Source organism: Catellatospora sp. NPDC049609 (assembly GCF_040675365.1).
GTDB lineage: Bacteria > Actinomycetota > Actinomycetes > Mycobacteriales > Micromonosporaceae > Catellatospora.
On sequence record NZ_JBFAOU010000358.1, the window covers coordinates 1 to 3,534 of the forward strand.

General features: G+C 64.1%; 2 protein-coding genes and 2 pseudogenes. 1 reads left to right on the forward strand and 3 read right to left on the reverse strand.

Annotated elements, in window-relative coordinates:
• The 3 genes and pseudogenes from AB0J67_RS39900 to AB0J67_RS39910 form a co-directional block, all read right to left on the reverse strand.
• Positions 1-488 (reverse strand): IS30 family transposase (locus tag AB0J67_RS39900; protein WP_363490828.1); only part of this gene is annotated, 488 nt, incomplete at its 3' end.
• A 313-nt stretch (positions 489-801) separates the two neighbouring features.
• Positions 802-1,137: pseudogene (locus AB0J67_RS39905) on the reverse strand (helix-turn-helix domain-containing protein); the annotation flags it as partial.
• A 19-nt stretch (positions 1,138-1,156) separates the two neighbouring features.
• A pseudogene (locus AB0J67_RS39910) lies at positions 1,157-1,423 on the reverse strand (transposase); the annotation flags it as partial.
• A gap of 287 nt (positions 1,424-1,710) precedes the next feature.
• On the opposite strand from AB0J67_RS39910, the gene AB0J67_RS39915 reads away from it, so the two are divergent.
• Positions 1,711-3,153 (forward strand): S8 family serine peptidase, encoded by a 1,443-nt coding sequence (locus tag AB0J67_RS39915; protein ID WP_363490830.1) that lies wholly within the window; start codon positions 1,711-1,713, stop codon positions 3,151-3,153.
• The last annotated feature ends 381 nt before the right edge of the window (positions 3,154-3,534 follow it).

Genomic DNA, 3,534 nt, shown 5'->3' on the forward strand with positions numbered 1-3,534 from the left:
CGGCAGGAAGTACTCGAGTCAGCCTGCCCGGCGTCCTGCGGCACGTTACGGGCGGCCAACCCGATCACGAACACCGCTATCCCAATACAAGTCGGGAAGTACTGGCGCAGCAGCTTGTTCGTGTTCTCATTGGTACCGCGCTGCCACGGGCTGTGAGGCTCGGCGAAGTAGATCGTCGTGCTGGTCCGGGCGGAGATTTCGGGATGCTGATACATCTCGAAACCCTGGTCCCACGTCAGCGTCCGTCGCAACTGCCGCGGCAGCGTATTGAGCGCCCTGATCAGCGCTTTGGTCACCTCCGGCGCCTTGTGGCCGTCAGGTAGCGCGACGAGCACCGTGTATCGGGTCTTTCGCTCGACCAGCGTCGCGATCGCCGACTGCTGCCCGGCGCCGATAATGAGATCGCCTTCCCAATGACCGGCCTGCCTGCGCGTCTGAACGTGGGCCGGCCGCTCGTGGATCAGGCGCATCTGCGGCATCCGCGGCAACGCCGCACGTCCCCGGCCGCGACGACGACGCAGGGGTCGTCCCGTGCGTAGCTTTGATACTCAGCGCCCGGTCCAGGACGCCACGGTAGAGGCCGTCGTAAAGCGTCTCCCAACACAGATGCCAGCGCCGCCGTTTCGGATAGCGCCGCCGCAGCCAGCGACAGATCTGCTCGGGCGACCAGCTCTCGGCCAGCTTGCCGGCGATCAGTTCACGCAGCTGCCCAACGGCCTCCAGCAACCGCTGCTTCGGGCGGCGCCGGCGCAGGTAGGCCTGGTTGTGAGCGAACCAGGGTTGGTAGCGGCCATCCGGCTTGCGGTTACGCGAGATCTCCCGGTAGACGCTCTGATAGCTCTTGCCGATCCGCGCCGCGATGGCCTTCACCGATTCGCCACGGGCCAAGCCATCGGCGATCTCGATCCGATCGTCCTGACTGAGAAACCTCGACGCGATCGGCCGCGCCTCACTGATGCTCACCCCGCCAGCGTCGAGGAACCACACCGACCCGCAACTCAGCGACACACCCACCTGGCGCGCGGCTTCCGCACCACGAACGCCTCGGCGGATCAACTCGAAGTAGCGGCGTTTGACCGCAGACGGCATCTTGTTCGGCGCGTACTTCGGCATGCGAATACTCCTCGGATCGAGCATTCGCAACGACCGACAGAACTTAAGTCGGCTTGGTGCGGTAGCGCGGCTTGGGACGCGGCCCGAGACCCGAGTACGCGGGCAGCTCCGGGCGGGCGCCGGCCGGATGCGCGGTGGCGTCACCTTTGACCTGGACGACGTAGCCGATTTCGCGTTCGGCCAGGGCCTGGCGGAAGTGCGCGTTGTCGCCGTAGCCGCCGTCAGCGGCCACGACCGGTGGGCGCAGGCCCCACGCGGCGAGTTCGTCGAGCATCTCGATCGCCATCTGCCATTTCGGGCGATGGCGTTCGGTACGAGTCGGTGTGTCAACATCCGGTGTCATCGCGCGATTGCTTCGATGGGCCCCGGTGGCGTGTCGTCCGGCTGGCGATCGCGCGAACTGCTCAACGGATCTGACCGTACTGTTCCGTGTGAATTGACTGCGGGGCGTGCTTCGGTGCTCGCCACGCGACCGTAGATGGAGTACCTATGATTTTGAGGCAACGGCTGTACCCGGTTGTCGGAGCAGTGGCTGCGCTCTTGGCCTTCGCTTCGCCCGCTCAGGCAGAAGCGGAGCCGGCAACTGGGAGCGGCCGTATGGTGAGCGGGCTGATGCGTGCCGGCAGCGTGGAGCGGCAGTTGGTTGTGCCCCAGGCGTGGAAGGGCGGTGAAGGTTCTCCGGAGCAGTGGTGGCGCTGGGAAGGCACGGCTGGCATCAACCGGCCGGATGCCGGCGACTCACTGCGCGCCACGGTAGACGGTGGCAATGCGGTCGTGGCCATCATTTCCACCGGTACGACCTTCCGACCCGGTATTGGCGCGAAGCTGCCGGGTTACGACTTCGCCAGTGCAGCCAATAATGGCGACGGCGATGGTTGGGACTCCGACCCTACGGATACTGGTGCTTGCGGTGGGAAGATCGCCCAGTGGTCGGGGACGGCGTTGCAGGCTGTCATAACCGGCGAAATTTCGGGATCGCAGGGCTTTAAGGGCGTTGCGCCCGGCGCTAAGGTCGTCCCGATCCGTGCAGGCAATGACTGCGGAGCCTTCGATACCGACATCGCCAAGGCGATCACTTGGGCGTCAGGCGGGGCGGTTCAGGGCGTGCCGCTGAACCCCAACCCGGCAGACGTGATCCTGCTGGCATGGCAGGGCGACGGCGCCTGCCCGAGTGTCATCCAGTCGGCAATCAACGGGGCAGGCGGACCAGCGGTCGTTGCCGGCACAACGGAGCTGGCGCTGGGCGGTCAGGCCCGCAACGGCTATCCGGCCAACTGCTCAGGCGTTTTCGGCGTGGCGCCCACGGATCGCAGCGGGAACCTCACCGAGTATGGCAGTGTCGACACGGAACTGTTCGGCGTAGATGGGTTCGCTCCGGGCGGTGAGACATCGCAGAGTCTTGCCAACGGAATCTGGACGATCACCAATGAGGGCACCGGTAACACGCCGGGCGATCTGGCCTTCGAGTACTACGCCGGTAGCCATATGGCTGCGGCGCAGGTGGCCGGGGCGATGGCGATGCTGGTCGATGGCGCGTACAGGGAGGATGGTATCAACCCGAACCGTACCTGGCTTGAGCAGCAGATCGAGGCGAACGATCGGCCCGTGCCGGGAAGCTGTGGCATCGCCTGCCCGGAGGGCCTGCTGGACGTCAAAAAGGCGACCGCAGATGTGGTCAATTACTTCGAAGATGACACATACCGTCTGATCCCCACTAGAACCAGCATTCGGTTTCCGAGTACTACCCATATCCCGATGACCATCACAGATATCGAACAGGTCGAGCAGCCCGAGGTCCGCGTGGTGGTAACCCACCCACACCACGGCAGCCTGAAGATTTATCTCACCACACCAGATGGCCAGGCGGTTCTCATCAAGGACTTCGGTTCGGACAATGGCAGCGGCATGAGGTCGTGGCAGATTAGCCTGGCCGACTACGTCAGCACGCCGGCACAGGTCGAGGGGCAGTGGCACCTATACATCGCAAACGGCTCAGCTGAGCATGCCGGGACATTCGGCCTGCTACAGTATGACTTCTAACGCCATTCTCAATCGCCGAGGCGATCTGATGTATAGGGCACCTATCGGCATAAGAGCGGCGTGAGAACAATGCAGGGGCGGTTCCGTTTGGAGCCGCCCCTATGTTCGCTATCGCGATATTGCGACAGGGTACGTGCTGTCCGTCGGCCGGCCAGCCACAACCCGGCTACGGAGTGCTTCGATGATCTCTTCGTCGGTCACACCGTGATCATTGCGCTTATGCCTCGACGTTGCTACGGGCGCAACCGGACATGCTCAAGGCCAGGTGCTACTTCTGAAACACGCGCTAGTAGTGCTTTGTTAGGTCGGCGTGTCGTACGGGTCTCCGTGGGCTGGCGTAGTGTCATGTCGCGGTGACCCCTCACGAGCTTTCGGTTGTGC